Origin of the sequence: Agrobacterium sp. LMR679 (assembly GCF_027157905.1) — a bacterium.
Taxonomy (GTDB): domain Bacteria; phylum Pseudomonadota; class Alphaproteobacteria; order Rhizobiales; family Rhizobiaceae; genus Agrobacterium; species Agrobacterium leguminum.
Genome location: NZ_JAPVOJ010000002.1, coordinates 2,345,633 through 2,359,226, shown reverse-complemented (window position 1 = coordinate 2,359,226; position 13,594 = coordinate 2,345,633). Strand labels below are relative to the sequence as shown.

The 13,594-nt window shown below is 58.2% G+C and carries 12 protein-coding genes and 3 tRNA genes; 2 read left to right on the top strand and 13 right to left on the bottom strand.

Annotated features, from left to right (window positions below):
* Window positions 1-3: 3 nt before the first annotated feature.
* From O3W47_RS22210 to O3W47_RS22175, 8 genes are all read right to left on the bottom strand, one after another.
* Entirely contained in the window at window positions 4-264 is a 261-nt protein-coding gene (locus O3W47_RS22210; protein ID WP_003521522.1) for a hypothetical protein, read from the bottom strand.
* Entirely contained in the window at window positions 264-1,454 is a 1,191-nt protein-coding gene (locus O3W47_RS22205; RefSeq protein ID WP_269314609.1) for an NADH-quinone oxidoreductase subunit D, read from the bottom strand. The genes O3W47_RS22210 and O3W47_RS22205 overlap by 1 nt, the downstream gene beginning before the upstream one ends.
* A gap of 1 nt (window position 1,455) precedes the next feature.
* Window positions 1,456-1,884, bottom strand: a complete 429-nt coding sequence (locus O3W47_RS22200; RefSeq protein ID WP_080817176.1) for a GFA family protein — start codon at window positions 1,882-1,884, stop codon at window positions 1,456-1,458.
* Complete coding sequence (locus O3W47_RS22195) at window positions 1,881-2,483, bottom strand: NADH-quinone oxidoreductase subunit C (RefSeq protein WP_003496465.1); 603 nt, start codon at window positions 2,481-2,483, stop codon at window positions 1,881-1,883. The genes O3W47_RS22200 and O3W47_RS22195 overlap by 4 nt, the downstream gene beginning before the upstream one ends.
* 20 nt (window positions 2,484-2,503) lie before the next feature.
* Entirely contained in the window at window positions 2,504-3,088 is a 585-nt protein-coding gene (locus O3W47_RS22190) for a NuoB/complex I 20 kDa subunit family protein (RefSeq protein WP_003521524.1), read from the bottom strand.
* On the bottom strand, window positions 3,079-3,444 hold the full coding sequence (locus O3W47_RS22185) for an NADH-quinone oxidoreductase subunit A (protein WP_035259670.1): 366 nt from the start codon (window positions 3,442-3,444) through the stop codon (window positions 3,079-3,081). Before O3W47_RS22185 ends, O3W47_RS22190 begins: the two co-directional genes overlap by 10 nt.
* Before the next feature lie 436 nt (window positions 3,445-3,880).
* A tRNA-Asp gene (locus tag O3W47_RS22180) sits at window positions 3,881-3,957 on the bottom strand.
* Window positions 3,958-3,996: 39 nt separating this feature from the next.
* Window positions 3,997-4,073: transfer RNA gene (locus tag O3W47_RS22175), tRNA-Asp, on the bottom strand.
* A gap of 445 nt (window positions 4,074-4,518) precedes the next feature.
* Between O3W47_RS22175 and O3W47_RS22170 the strand changes: the two genes are divergently transcribed.
* Together O3W47_RS22170 and O3W47_RS22165 are read left to right on the top strand one after the other, a co-directional pair.
* A tRNA-Val gene (locus O3W47_RS22170) sits at window positions 4,519-4,594 on the top strand.
* Window positions 4,595-4,924: 330 nt separating this feature from the next.
* A complete protein-coding gene (locus O3W47_RS22165; RefSeq protein ID WP_256364472.1) occupies window positions 4,925-5,050 on the top strand; it encodes a hypothetical protein in 126 nt (41 codons plus the stop codon).
* Window positions 5,051-5,256: 206 nt separating this feature from the next.
* On the opposite strand, the gene O3W47_RS22160 is transcribed toward O3W47_RS22165, so the two are convergent.
* The 5 genes from O3W47_RS22160 to clpP all read right to left on the bottom strand — a co-directional run bounded on the left by O3W47_RS22160 (window position 5,257) and on the right by clpP (window position 13,409).
* Entirely contained in the window at window positions 5,257-7,455 is a 2,199-nt protein-coding gene (locus O3W47_RS22160) for an esterase-like activity of phytase family protein (RefSeq protein ID WP_269314608.1), read from the bottom strand.
* Between the two features lie 353 nt (window positions 7,456-7,808).
* Window positions 7,809-8,084, bottom strand: coding sequence for a DNA-binding protein HupB (gene hupB / locus O3W47_RS22155; RefSeq protein ID WP_003502360.1), 276 nt, complete (start codon window positions 8,082-8,084; stop codon window positions 7,809-7,811).
* Window positions 8,085-8,372: 288 nt separating this feature from the next.
* Entirely contained in the window at window positions 8,373-10,790 is a 2,418-nt protein-coding gene (lon, locus tag O3W47_RS22150; protein ID WP_003521527.1) for an endopeptidase La, read from the bottom strand.
* Window positions 10,791-11,205: 415 nt separating this feature from the next.
* Window positions 11,206-12,483: an ATP-dependent Clp protease ATP-binding subunit ClpX gene (clpX, locus tag O3W47_RS22145; protein ID WP_059752638.1), complete on the bottom strand. Its 1,278-nt coding sequence runs from the start codon at window positions 12,481-12,483 to the stop codon at window positions 11,206-11,208.
* A gap of 293 nt (window positions 12,484-12,776) precedes the next feature.
* Window positions 12,777-13,409: an ATP-dependent Clp endopeptidase proteolytic subunit ClpP gene (clpP, locus tag O3W47_RS22140; protein WP_003521529.1), complete on the bottom strand. Its 633-nt coding sequence runs from the start codon at window positions 13,407-13,409 to the stop codon at window positions 12,777-12,779.
* Between the last annotated feature and the right edge of the window lie 185 nt (window positions 13,410-13,594).

Below are 13,594 nucleotides of genomic sequence, written 5' to 3'. Positions count from 1 at the left end.
TTTTCAGTTTAACGTCTCACACCGCGATCTCGCCACCGTGACGAATTCGCAGGCATAAGCCGCCTTGTCTTTCTGCATGAACACGATGAACTTGCTGCCATTGGGAACCGAGGCCTTGATCTCGTATCCCGACGACAGAAGCTGCTTGATGGTCGAAGAGCCGCCGCTCGACAGCGATATGCCGCCCTCGTCCGTCGCCGTCTGGGCGAGAGCGGGGGCAGACATCGCAGCGAGAAAAGCCGGTATGGCCAGCGGCAGACGCATCAGCGGTCGACCTCCCCGAACACGATGTCGAGGGAGCCGAGCACGGCTGTAACGTCAGCAAGCTGATGGCCCTTGCACAGGAAATCCATGGCCTGCAGGTGTGCGTAGCCCGGCGCGCGGATCTTGCAGCGATAGGGCTTGTTCGAACCGTCCGCGACCACATAGACGCCGAATTCGCCCTTCGGCGCTTCGACGGCGGCGTAAACTTCGCCGGCCGGAACGTGGTAACCTTCGGTGTAAAGCTTGAAGTGGTGGATCAAAGCTTCCATCGAACGCTTCATCTCGCCGCGCTTCGGCGGAACCACCTTGCCGTCCAGCGAGGAGACCGGGCCGATGCGGTGCTTGCCGGACAGAAGATCGACGCACTGCTTCATGATCTTCACGGATTCGCGCATTTCCTGCATGCGGATCAGGTAACGATCGTAGCAGTCGCCGTTCTTGCCGACGGGAATGTCGAATTCGAGATCGGAATAGCACTCATAGGGCTGCGCGCGGCGCAAATCCCAGGCAGCGCCGGAGCCGCGCACCATCACGCCCGTGAAACCCCAGGCGAAGGCGTCTTCAAGCGAGACGACGCCGATATCGACGTTACGCTGCTTGTAGATGCGGTTGTCGGTCAGCAGGCCCTCGATATTGTCGAGAACGGTCAGGAACGGGTCGCACCACTTGCCGATATCTTCGACCAGTTCCGGCGGCAGGTCCTGATGCACGCCGCCCGGACGAACGTAAGCCGAGTGCATGCGGGCGCCGCAGGCGCGCTCATAGAACACCATCAGCTTTTCGCGCTCTTCGAAGCCCCAGACCGGCGGCGTCATCGCGCCGACGTCCATGGCCTGTGTCGTCACGTTCATGATGTGCGACAGGATGCGGCCGATTTCCGAATAAAGCACGCGGATCAGCTGGCCGCGCATCGGGATTTCGAGACCGAGCAGCTTTTCGACGGCGAGCGCGAAAGCATGTTCCTGGTTCATCGGCGCGACGTAGTCGAGACGGTCGAAGTAAGGAACGGCCTGCAGATAGGTCTTGGTCTCGATCAGCTTTTCGGTGCCGCGATGCAGAAGACCGATATGCGGATCGACGCGCTCGACGATTTCGCCGTCCAGTTCCAGAACCAGACGCAGCACGCCGTGCGCGGACGGATGTTCCGGACCGAAGTTGATCGTGAAATTGCGGACGTTATGCTCAGTCATTCTAGTGCTCCGCCGAGGTGATCATGGCGATGAATTCGGGGCCGGTCATGTTCTGCGTGGTTTCCGCGAAGGAATAGCTCGAAGGCTTCTCATCCGTGAAAATCTGCGACGCAAACCTGAAGCTGGAAGGGTTGTCGAAAGCCTGCAGCGAAACGGCGACATGCTTGCCGTCCTTCGAGCGCCACATCAGCGTGCTGCCGCAATTCTTGCAGAAGCAGCGCTCACCCCATTCCGACGAGGAATAGACGCCGAGACTATCTTCGTTTTCAACGGAGATATCCGCGCATTCGACAGCCATAAACGCACCGCCGGACCAGCGGCGGCACATGGAGCAATGGCAAACGCCGAATTCGCGGGCACCGATGACGGCATTGAGGCCGACGGCGCCGCAAAGACATTGCGCATGCTCTGTCGCGGGGGCTTGGCTCATTGCTTGGCCTTTTCGTCACCCGGGAGAACATATTCGGTTCCTTCCCACGGGGAGAGGAAATCGAAGTTGCGGAATTCCTGTTTCAATTCGACCGGTTCATAAAGAACCCGTTTCAGCACGTCATCGTAACGCACTTCCACAAAGCCGGTAACCGGAAAATCCTTACGCAGCGGATGGCCTTCGAAACCGTAATCCGTGAGGATGCGGCGAAGATCCTTATGGCCTTCGAACGGAATGCCATACATGTCCCAGGCTTCGCGCTCGAACCATTCCGCGCCCATGTAAACGGAGGTCGAAGACGGCACGCCCTCGTCTTCCGCCACCTGCAGCTTGACGCGCACGCGCAGGTTCTGGCGCGGCGACAGCAGGTGATAGACGACATCGAAACGCTTTTCTCGCTGCGGCCAGTCCACACCGCAAATATCGATGATGTTGACGAAACCGCACTGCACGTCGTCACGCAGGAAGGTCAAAAGCGCGATCACGCTTTCAGGCGTCGTGTTCAGCGTCAGCTCGCCATAGGCGATATCAGCCGACACCACGAGGGAACCGCGCGCTTCCTTAACGTAAGCAGCAAGATCGTTGAGAGCTTCGCTCATTCTTAATCCGTCCTTTGCCCTTAGCGCTCGATCGTACCGGTACGACGAATCTTCTTCTGCAGCAGAAGCACGCCGTAAAGCAGCGCCTCCGCCGTGGGGGGACAGCCCGGGACATAGATGTCCACCGGGACGACGCGGTCGCAGCCGCGCACCACGGCGTAGGAATAATGGTAATAACCGCCGCCATTGGCGCAGGAGCCCATGGAGATGACGTAACGCGGCTCGGGCATCTGGTCATAGACCTTGCGCAGAGCGGGCGCCATCTTGTTGGTCAGCGTGCCGGCGACGATCATCACGTCCGACTGGCGCGGTGAGGCGCGCGGTGCAACGCCGAAGCGCTCCATGTCATAACGCGGACCGGAAGCCTGCATCAGGCCTTCGACGGCGCAGCAGGCAAGACCGAACTGCATCCACATCAGGGAGCCGGTGCGCGCCCAGGTGATCAGCTCGTCGGTCGAGGTGACGAGAAAACCCTTGTCGGCCAGCTCGTCATTGATTTCCGTGAAGTAGGCGTCGTTACTGCCAACGGGCTTGCCGGTCGAGGGATCGATGATCCCCTTCGGCTGCGGCGCAACGAGCGTGGTGTTGTTCTGGCTCATGCCCATTCCAGCGCTCCCTTCTTCCACTCATAGATAAAGCCGATGGTGAGAACGATGAGGAACACCATCATCGACCAGAAACCGAACCAGCCCATCTCGCCGAAAGACACCGCCCATGGGAACAGGAAGGCGACTTCCAGATCGAAGATAATGAACAGAATCGATACCAGATAAAAGCGGATATCGAACTTCATGCGGGCGTCGTCGAAGGCGTTGAAACCGCACTCGAAAGCAGAGAGCTTTTCCGGGTCCGGCGCCTTGTAGGCGACAGCAAACGGCGCAATGAGAAGCGCCAGGCCGATGACGAGAGCGATACCGATGAAGATTGCGATCGGAATGTAGGAACTGAGGAGTTCAGTCATGGTCTCTTCCCTGCCCGGCCGGGTGCCGGACCTGCCTTTGTGACCCGAAGTCTCAAAGAGCGCACAAATATGTTGCAACGCCAAAGTCGTTAGCGCAGCCGCGCTCTCTCTGCAAGAGTTTAGGCACCATTTCAAGACACCTGCCGCATTGATTGGCAACAATATTGCCGGAATTGACGCAAATTTGGGCCACAATTCCGGCCTAAGCCCCTCAAATACAATAATAATCGATTGAACGACGCAACCGCAAAAAAGTCACACGAATTTTACGTCCGGATGGCGGTGAAGTGACGATATTCGGGAATCGAAACTTGACTAAAAAATGCAGGAAAAATCGCGTTTAAAAAGCCCGGAATCAGGCCCCGGAATCGTCAATAGACGAGCGCGCAAATCGCGCGTCGATCTGTTTTTGAGGAGACATTTCAGGAAAAAGAAATGGCGCGAGTGACGGGGCTCGAACCCGCGACCTCCGGCGTGACAGGCCGGCACTCTAACCGACTGAGCTACACCCGCGCACCACAGACATTCATCTGCGTTTTCCGAGGGACAGGATGGCGCGAGTGACGGGGCTCGAACCCGCGACCTCCGGCGTGACAGGCCGGCACTCTAACCGACTGAGCTACACCCGCATCTCCTGACGACAGGAGCCAGTCCCGTCGCTCGAACCAGCCTCGGCTGTTCGATGAGCGGCTAACTACGGCGTTCGTGCGGGGGTGTCAAGCAGGTTTCACGACAAAAGAATAAGCTTCTTCATTTTGATCGGGAAAAACCGGAAGGCCTCGGAGCGCGATTGCGGCAAACGCCGTGTTTTGCGGGCTTTTCCCAACGAAAACAAAAAACTTGTCCACAGCCGCAGGCTTCCCTAACGGGATTTCCACACGGCCATCAAGGCGTCTTCGGGTCCTGTTTCCCGCAAAAAGCCCGCAGCTCCCGGCTTTTTGCCCTCGCCTCCCCGTGACAGAAAATTCTCTCGGCAAAAAAAACAAAAAAACTTCACAAAAGCCCTTGCGGTTTTTTTCCGATCCGAATACATCACGGCCACCGACGCGGCGGACATGATCCGAGACACGCGAAGGGCGATTAGCTCAGTTGGTAGAGCGCCTCGTTTACACCGAGGATGTCGGGAGTTCGAGTCTCTCATCGCCCACCATTTTCCCAGAAGATTTAAATATCATCCGTCAAACCGAGATTCTTCGTGTTTGCTTTCGCTATGCGACAAGCCCTCGAGTATTCGGAATTATCACCCCTGCCCTTACTGCGGTCGGTGAAGCGTCGTCATGATTCCCAACCGCTGGAATCGCTTTTCTCCAGTTACGCCATGCCAAATCGGCACTGCTGTTCCATATTCCGACAGCTTCACCGCCCCCTGTATCACCCCGCAACATACCGGAAAATAAGGAAGATTCAGACTTTCTAAAGAGATTTCAGGCATTGTTTGCGCACCGTTTCATGATGAACGGTTGAACTGATGGATGAAACCATGTCGATCGACGCGTTTGTAACACTCGCGCTTATTGCGCTGCCTGTTTATATTTTTTTCCGCTGGGTCCAGCAGGACTCGGAAAAACAAGATACTCCCAAAAGCAAGAACTCCCTGGGGCGGTGATCCGTTACGATCGATCCGCAGCATTTTCCCGGATGGCCTCAGGACGAAATCCTTCACAATCCGATATCGAAGTAGCAATGCCGATTTTAACGGCTTGCGTCGTCAGGCATCGTGCAAGATCGGGGAACCCGGCCAAGGGGCCCCTCGCCGTACAAAAAAGCCGGGCATAGCCCGGCTTTTCTCATTTGCGGCGCCAATCGGCCCGATCAGTTGATCGCCTTCATATTGACGGTGAAGAACAGCGTTTCGCCGGAAGAATCGTCCACGCCGTCATTGTCGGTCACGGCATAGGCCGTTCCCGCCTTGTCGAAGGTGAAGCCTTCCAGCTTGTCGACGACGTAACCATTGGTCTGGGCCTTGAGATCGGGCAGGAAGTCATGGGCTTCCTGCTTGGCCACCAGCGGCAGTTCGCCGCCGATCTTGCCCGGCTTCAAGTCGGCGATTGCAACGCGGTAGAGCTTCTTGATCTTGGCCTTGTCGCCGATCTGGTTGTCGCGCTCGACGATATAGACATAGTCGCCCTGTGCGGTGATTTCGGAGAGGCCGATCCAGCCTGCATCGGTCTTGTCGAGCGGGTAACGCACGGCGCCCCATTCCTTGGACTTCGGATTGTAGGAGACGAGCTTGACGAAGCCCTTCTCGTCCGTGCCCCATTCGCGCTGCACGGCCATCCACAGCGTCGCGTCGTCGCCCTTGCCGATCATCGTCACGCCTTCGAAACCGAAGCGGGTGTCGCCGGCGAGAAGTTCCTTCGGCAATGCGATCTCCGCCTTGATCTCGCCCTTGGCGTTGACGTTATAGAGCGCGTGGGGAACGAGCTTGGCGCTGTCGCCTTCAGAAGCCAGCCAGAAACCGCCCTTGCCGTCCAGCGTGATGCCTTCGATGTCGAGCTTCTGAGCGGCGATGCCGTCACGCTTGACGCGCAGTACGCTCGTGATGATGGCGGGCTTTTTCGTCGCATCGATGGTGAAGATCGACGGCTGGTTGCCATAGACCGAGTCGGACACGGCATAGAGAATGCCGGGCTTTTCTGCATCGCCGACCAGACCCGAAAGAGCGCCCCAGCCGATCGGTGCACCATCGACGGTGGCGGAAACGAGCTGCGGATAGGCTGCTTCACCTTCGCCGCGTTCATAGAGCATGACGTGCGAGCGCACGCCGCCGTCTTCGATCAGATCGACCTCATTGGCCGTGGCAAGGAGGTTGCGCGACGGGATGGCGACAGCGCCTTCCGGCGACACGCCCGAAGGCAGGAGCTGCGTCAGTTCCGGCTCCTTGCCGGTGTCCTTGTAGACAGCGACGACAGAGGCACGTTCGGACAGCACGAAGAAATATTTCTGGTCGCCGAAAGTCGCCGCTTCCAGACCTTCAGGCTCGATGCCCTTTGCCTTGGAACGCTTTTCCGGATAGTGGCCGATGGCCGCAACTGCGTGTTCGAGCGAAGAGCCGGATTCGTAGACGAGCTTGCCGGTCTTGTCGAAGATGGTGAAGCCACGCGAACCGCCCTGCCAGTCGCCCTCATTGGCGATGACGATGCGGTCATTGTCCAGCCACTTCACGGCGTCCGGTTCGCGCTTGCGGCCTTCCTGCTTGTCGGTGAACTTCAGCTGGCCGTCGGTCTTCGTATCGATGCCTTCAAGATCAACCTTGCCGGCAGAGAAATGCGTCTTCACCGTGCCGGTCTTGCCGTCGAGAATGACGATATGATTGTTTTCCTGAAGCGTCAGCGCGATCTCGCCATTGGCGTTGATCGACACGAATTCCGGCTCCGGATCCTCAGGGGAAATTTCGGCAAGGCCGGTGAGCTCGATCTTCTTCAGCGTCGCGCAATCGGCAACGCCGTCCTTCAGACCGACCGTTACCAGATAACCGGCGGGCATCTGCGGCAGGGCGCCTTCGTTCACCTCTTCATCGCGCTCGTTTTCGATGGCGATGGCGGCGAAGGTCTTGTCCGGGGAAACGGCGACGGAATCGGGCTGGCCGCCGAGATCACAGCTTGCTTCGATCTTCCTGGTAGCAATATCGACCGTCACCAGCTTGCCGGAGGGCTTGGCGCGATTTTCCGACGTGTTGACGCCGGCCAGAACCTTGACGCCTGCAACGGCAACGGAGGTCGGCTCACCTTCGAGCAACAGCGCGCCGCCGGCCTTGGGAGCCTTGGCGTCGGTGATGTCGATGAAACCGATGCCGCCAAGCGGGCTGTCCGAATAGATCAGCGTCTTGCCGTCTTCGCTGGCGGTGATGATTTCAGCCGAGGTGACGGATTTGGCGTCCTTGTCCGCGGGAAGGTTTTTCGCCACCGGGAAAGATGCGATGCGGTTGAAAACCGGCTCGGCAGCGGCCGGGATGGCTGCGGACGTGAGCAGCGCAGCAGTCAAAGCCATTTGAGAAAATCGGAACGCCATTTTAATCCCCCTTGGGTCCAGAAATACCCCAAGGCTTCTGCGTTACAGACATGACAGTGGCATGACACTTCCTGACCGCTGAATCAAAAAGCCCGGCCTGAAAGGCCGGGCTTTCGTGTTTATGCCCACATTCCGCGTAGAAAAACGCCGTGTGTCCGGATGGAAGCTACACAGGCGCTTCCCTGCTTTCATTCACATCTTGACCGGGAAGACCCGGCCTGTCCGAAAAGAGCTTTTCGAAACACCACCCGCTTTTGGCGGCGATGTGACGGCGTCAGGGCGTCAAAACATGTTTCCTCGTGAACCTGAAAAGCCGCCCGCCCGCCGCCGGGCGTTACGGCTTTCCGGAAACCTTACGAGTTGACGGCGTCCTTCAGGCCCTTGCCTGCGGAAAACTTCGGTACGTTGCGAGCCGGGATATCGACTTCAGCACCCGTGGAAGGGTTACGGCCCTTGGAGGCTTCACGACGGCTGACGGAGAAGCTGCCGAAGCCGGCCAGGCGAATGTCGCCACCGTTCTTCAGTTCGCTCTGTACAGTTTCGAATACAGCATCAACAGCGGAAGCAGCATCTGCCTTCGTGAGACCAGCCTTTTCGGCAACAGCAGAGACGAGCTCGTTCTTGTTCATGTTTCCACCCCTTTCAATGGTTTGAAACGACTCAAATTAAGCCGGCGCAGAATACGTTCGCATCCGCGCGCAGCAACCCAAAAGCGCTGGAATCGCCTGAAAAACAAGGGGTCTGCGTTTTTTTTCACAAAAAAGGCCGACATTTCTGCCGGCCTTCCACATATTCGTGCCAAATTCGCATCACTTGTGCGCAGCTTTACGCCACATGCGCCGTCAGACACCTAACACATTGAATCTATGCAGCACCCGTCGCGAAAGGCGATTCCCGCCCCTCGCGACGATGCATGATCAATGCGCGATGGTCTGGCTGCCGTCGTCGACGCCTTCGACGGTTGCGATCACCGGCGTCTCGATGCTGCCGTCCCACTCGATGGGCTCCGGCTGACGTATAAGGGCGTGCTTGATGACCTCGCCCATGCGCGACACCGGGATGATTTCCATCTCGTTCTTCACATTGTCCGGAATCTCCGCCAGGTCCTTGGCGTTTTCTTCCGGGATCAGCACCTTCTTGATGCCGCCGCGAAGGGCCGCAAGCAGCTTTTCCTTCAGGCCGCCGATCGGCAGCACGCGACCGCGAAGCGTGATCTCACCCGTCATCGCCACATCCTTCGAGACCGGGATGCCGGTCATGATGGAGACGATGGCGGTCGCCATGGCAACGCCGGCGGACGGTCCGTCCTTCGGGGTCGCACCTTCCGGAACGTGCACGTGGATGTCGCTCTTGTCGAAGCGCGGCGGCTCGATGCCGAAGTCCACGGCGCGCGAACGGACATAGGATGCCGCCGCGGAAATGGATTCCTTCATCACTTCCTTGAGGTTGCCGGTAACCGTCATGCGGCCCTTGCCCGGCATCATCACGCCTTCGATGGTGAGCAGCTCACCGCCAACTTCCGTCCAGGCAAGACCCGTGACGACGCCGACCTGATCCTCGCGCTCGGCCTCGCCATGGCGGAACCGCGGAACGCCCAGATAATCTGGAACGTTGGCAGCGGTGACTTCCACGGACTTGACCTTGCCCTTGATGATCTCGGTGACAGCCTTGCGCGCCAGCTTCATCAGCTCGCGTTCGAAGCTGCGCACGCCCGCCTCGCGGGTGTACTGCTGAATGACGACCATCAGGGCATCATCGGTAACCGAGAATTCTTCCGGACGCAGGGCATGTTCCTTGATCGCCTTCGGCAACAGGTGACGCTTGGCGATTTCGCGCTTTTCGTCTTCCGTGTAACCGGCGATGCGGATCACTTCCATGCGGTCCATCAGCGGGCCGGGAATGTTCAGCGTGTTGGCCGTGGTCACGAACATCACATCGGACAGGTCGTATTCCACTTCAAGGTAGTGGTCCATGAAGGTGGAGTTCTGTTCCGGATCGAGCACCTCGAGCAGTGCGGATGACGGGTCGCCACGGAAATCCATGCCCATCTTGTCGATTTCGTCGAGCAGGAAGAGCGGATTCGCCTTCTTGGCCTTCTTCATCGACTGAACGATCTTGCCCGGCATGGAGCCGATATAGGTACGGCGGTGACCGCGGATTTCCGCTTCGTCACGAACGCCGCCAAGCGCCATGCGCACATATTCGCGGCCGGTCGCCTTGGCGATCGACTTGGCGAGTGAGGTCTTGCCGACGCCGGGAGGGCCGACGAGGCACAGGATCGGGCCACGGATCTTCGAGGCGCGCGCCTGCACGGCGAGATACTCGACGATGCGTTCCTTGACCTTGTCCAGACCGAAATGATCCTGATCGAGGATCGTCTCGGCGGCGTTGAGGTCGGTCTTGATCTTCGACTTCTTGCCCCATGGCAGGCCAAGCAGCCAGTCCAGATAGTTGCGCACCACGGTCGCTTCCGCGGACATCGGGCTCATCTGGCGAAGCTTCTTCATTTCCGCCTCGGCCTTTTCCTTGGCCTCCTTGGAAAGCTTGGTCTTGGCGATGCGCTCTTCCAGCTCGGCCATCTCGTCACGGCCATCTTCGCCGTCGCCGAGTTCCTTCTGGATCGCCTTCATCTGTTCGTTCAGATAATATTCGCGCTGGGTCTTTTCCATCTGGCGCTTGACGCGCGAGCGGATGCGCTTTTCCACCTGCAGCACGGAAATTTCACCTTCCATGAAGCCGAGCGCCTTTTCAAGCCGCTGCTTCACGCTGACGGTTTCCAGCATTTCCTGCTTTTCGGTAATCTTGATCGACAGGTGCGAAGCGACCGTATCGGCAAGCTTCGAATAATCGTCGATCTGGCCGGCAGCGCCGACAACCTCGGGCGAAATCTTCTTGTTGAGCTTCACATAGCTCTCGAATTCAGACACGACCGAGCGCGACAGCGCCTCGATCTCGACCGGATCTTCGGCAGGCTCCTGCAACGGCGTCGCAGTGGCTTCATAGAAATCCTCGCGGCCGGTGTAGCTATCGATCTGGGCGCGGCCCTTGCCTTCCACCAGCACCTTCACGGTGCCGTCGGGCAACTTCAGAAGCTGCAGGACATTGGCGACCGTGCCGACCTTATGGATGGCCTCCGGGGCCGGATCGTCATCGCTGGCGTTGATCTGGGTAACAAGCATGATCTGCTTGTCCGAACCCATGACTTCCTCGAGCGCACGAATGGATTTTTCCCGCCCGACGAACAGGGGAACGATCATATGCGGGAAAACGACAATGTCGCGCAGGGGAAGTACCGGATAGGTACCGCCAGATGCCGCAGACGTGATGTTCGTCATATCATTTCCTTTCCATGGTCCCTTTCGGGACACTTTGCCGGACAGCTTGGGGCATCCGGCACATTCATTTCTCGAGACTGAAAGTGGAGTTTCGAAACACCGATTTCAAGTCGCCGGAACAGACGGTCCCGCTAAGCGGCAAGACCGTGAAATTCAACAAAACCCAGCGCCGGCTAGTACTCCCGACATTTCCGGTTATCCCGAAGGACATGGGAACCGGGTCGCCGACGGGAATTCACATTTCCGTCATATCGCGCTGCAAATCAGTTGTAAGACTTTATCAGCAAAGCGCAATCCGCTCCAAACGCAAAATCGGGCTTCGCCAAGTTAGGCGCAAGTTTCACACCCGGGGACAACAGAAAAGGCCCGCACGGAGGCGGGCCTTCTGACTTTATTAAAGCACCGGACCGGCCGATCAGGCCGAAACGTTGGTCTTTTCTTCCTGACGGTCCGCATAGATGTAGAGCGGACGTGCAAGGCCGCTGACGACCTCGTCGGAAATGACCACTTCGCGCACGCCTTCCAGCGTCGGCAGTTCGAACATGGTGTCGAGCAAAATCTTTTCCATGATCGAACGCAGGCCGCGGGCGCCGGTCTTGCGGGTGATCGCCTTACGCGCGATCTCACGAAGGGCGTCCTCGTGGAAGGTCAGTTCCACATCTTCCATCTCGAACAGGCGCTGGTACTGCTTGACCAGAGCGTTCTTCGGCTCGGACAGAATCTGGATCAGCGCATCCTCGTCGAGGTCTTCCAGCGTGGCGAGAACCGGCAGACGGCCGATGAACTCCGGAATGAGACCGAACTTCACCAAATCTTCCGGCTCCAGCTCGCGCAGAACCTCGCCCACGCGGCGATCATCTTCCGCCTTGACGGTCGCACCGAAGCCGATCGAGGTCTTTTCACCACGGGCCGAGATGATCTTGTCGAGGCCGGCAAAGGCGCCGCCGCAGATGAACAGGATGTTGGTCGTATCCACCTGCAGGAATTCCTGCTGCGGATGCTTGCGGCCACCCTGCGGCGGAACGGAAGCGACCGTGCCTTCCATGATCTTCAGAAGCGCCTGCTGAACGCCCTCGCCCGACACGTCACGCGTGATGGACGGGTTGTCCGACTTGCGGGAAATCTTGTCGACTTCGTCGATATAGACGATGCCGCGCTGGGCGCGCTCGACATTGTAATCCGCAGCCTGCAACAGCTTCAGGATGATGTTTTCCACGTCCTCGCCGACATAACCGGCTTCGGTCAGCGTCGTTGCGTCCGCCATGGTGAAGGGAACGTCGATGATGCGGGCGAGCGTCTGGGCAAGATAGGTCTTGCCGCAGCCTGTCGGACCGACGAGCATGATGTTCGACTTCGCAAGCTCGACATCGCCGTTCTTGGAGGCGTGCGCGAGGCGCTTGTAGTGGTTGTGAACGGCAACAGACAGGATCTTCTTCGCCTGCTTCTGGCCGATGACGTATTCGTCGAGGATCTTGATGATATCCTGCGGGGTGGGAACACCCTCGCGCGACTTCACCATCGACGTCTTGTTCTCCTCGCGGATGATGTCCATGCACAATTCGACGCATTCATCGCAGATGAATACCGTCGGTCCGGCAATGAGTTTCCGGACTTCGTGCTGGCTCTTGCCGCAGAATGAACAATAGAGTGTATTCTTAGAGTCGCCGCCGTTGCTGCCGCTGACTTTGCTCATATCTCTTTCCTTCCAGCACGCCGCAGGTCCGCCAAACGGATCGCGGTCAACTTACCGCCCGCCGATACGGCAGCCCTTGGGGTGCATCGCCGTATCCGCCTCGTTTCCCGGGGTACTAACCGATATCAGATACATGAGCTGACAACCGGCTGCAACGAATTCCCCATCAAACCAAAGGCCACGTCATAAAAATTCAACATAGCCTTTATATATACTAATATCGCTTTCTGTTGCGGTTGAAAGCCCCGAAATTACTTTTGCGGGTTCAAACAAACGTCAAAAAGCGGCGCGCCTCAATTCGCGGCGGCGCCTTCGATTTCCTGGCGCGAGGTCAGGATCTTGTCGATCACGCCCCAGTCCTTCGCCTCGTCTGCATCCATGAAGTGGTCGCGATCAAGGGTTTTTTCAACCTCTTCGAGCGTGCGGCCGGTGTGCTTCACGTAGACTTCATTAAGACGACGCTTCATCTTGATGATGTCACGGGCGTGACGCTCGATATCCGATGCCTGACCCTGGAAACCGCCGGAAGGCTGGTGCACCATGATGCGGGCGTTCGGGGTTGCGAAACGCATTCCCTTTTCACCGGCAGCCAGAAGCAGCGAGCCCATGGATGCGGCCTGGCCGACGCAGAGCGTGGACACCGCAGGGCGAATGAACTGCATCGTATCGTAGATCGCCATGCCGGCGGTCACGACGCCACCTGGCGAATTGATGTAAAGCGCGATTTCCTTCTTCGGGTTTTCAGCCTCGAGGAAAAGCAGCTGCGCGCAGACGAGCGAAGCCATCTGGTCTTCCACCGGGCCGGTGAGGAAAATGATGCGTTCCTTGAGAAGACGGGAAAATATGTCGTAGGAGCGTTCGCCGCGATTGGTCTGCTCAACGACCATCGGCACCAGAGCCATGGCGGTATCAACTGGATTTTTCATGTCCGTCCTTTGTCAAACTCTGCCCTTCGCGGAAAGCCGCTCCGGAATCACTTCTAACCTTCATACTCCCTACATAGAGTGTCCCTGCCCCGTACTTCAAGACACGAAGCCGCATATCCTTAACGGCTCAACAGCGTTTGCAGGCCTTTTGGGCCGAGGCTGACAGGGCTTTAGGACGGGGCGGC

Bases quoted from the DNA above. Each gene is read 5' to 3' on its own strand.
- O3W47_RS22210 (WP_003521522.1), bottom strand. From the start codon at position 264: ATGCGTCTGCCGCTGGCCATACCGGCTTTTCTCGCTGCGATGTCTGCC.
- O3W47_RS22205 (WP_269314609.1), bottom strand. From the start codon at position 1,454: ATGACTGAGCATAACGTCCGCAATTTCACGATCAACTTCGGTCCGGAA.
- O3W47_RS22200 (WP_080817176.1), bottom strand. From the start codon at position 1,884: ATGAGCCAAGCCCCCGCGACAGAGCATGCGCAATGTCTTTGCGGCGCC.
- O3W47_RS22195 (WP_003496465.1), bottom strand. From the start codon at position 2,483: ATGAGCGAAGCTCTCAACGATCTTGCTGCTTACGTTAAGGAAGCGCGC.
- O3W47_RS22190 (WP_003521524.1), bottom strand. From the start codon at position 3,088: ATGGGCATGAGCCAGAACAACACCACGCTCGTTGCGCCGCAGCCGAAG.
- O3W47_RS22185 (WP_035259670.1), bottom strand. From the start codon at position 3,444: ATGACTGAACTCCTCAGTTCCTACATTCCGATCGCAATCTTCATCGGT.
- O3W47_RS22165 (WP_256364472.1), top strand. From the start codon at position 4,925: ATGTCGATCGACGCGTTTGTAACACTCGCGCTTATTGCGCTGCCTGTT.
- O3W47_RS22160 (WP_269314608.1), bottom strand. From the start codon at position 7,455: ATGGCGTTCCGATTTTCTCAAATGGCTTTGACTGCTGCGCTGCTCACG.
- hupB (WP_003502360.1), bottom strand. From the start codon at position 8,084: ATGAACAAGAACGAGCTCGTCTCTGCTGTTGCCGAAAAGGCTGGTCTC.
- lon (WP_003521527.1), bottom strand. From the start codon at position 10,790: ATGACGAACATCACGTCTGCGGCATCTGGCGGTACCTATCCGGTACTT.
- clpX (WP_059752638.1), bottom strand. From the start codon at position 12,483: ATGAGCAAAGTCAGCGGCAGCAACGGCGGCGACTCTAAGAATACACTC.
- clpP (WP_003521529.1), bottom strand. From the start codon at position 13,409: ATGAAAAATCCAGTTGATACCGCCATGGCTCTGGTGCCGATGGTCGTT.